This is a genomic window from Herbaspirillum sp. FG34 (genome assembly GCF_057809315.1).
On the sequence record NZ_JBMDJS010000065.1, the window covers coordinates 1 to 352 of the forward strand.

1 protein-coding gene is annotated in these 352 nt (G+C 65.6%); it reads left to right on the top strand.

The genetic code is table 11. The features are described 5' to 3' along the window. Positions 1 to 352, top strand: a 352-nt coding sequence (locus ACODSZ_RS23180) for a hypothetical protein (protein WP_488928657.1), incomplete at both ends; no start/stop codon positions are given.

Consider the following 352-nt stretch of genomic DNA (forward strand, 5'->3'; position numbering starts at 1 on the left):
CCGGCGCAAACTGGGGCGGCGTGGCCAGTGAGGGCTGGAAGGCTGAGAAGCCGACCGTGCCGGCTGTGGCGCACACCGCCGAAGACGTTGCCAAGGTGCGCCAAGAAATCGACAAGATCAATGGCCAGATCGGGGAGGCGCGCGCAAAGCACAATGCCCAGGCGCAGGCCAAGCAGCGCCGCGCCGAGCTGCAAGAACTGTCGAAGAAGGCGCCGGACATCAGCGGCTATCTGAAGAAGGCCGAAGAGGAGCTTGCCGATTACGAGCCGCAGGTGGTGGCAATGCGCCAGCGTGCCATCGGCGGTCGCCCGCTGGGCCTGGTGCATGACTTGGCTTATGCGCTGGCTGACCT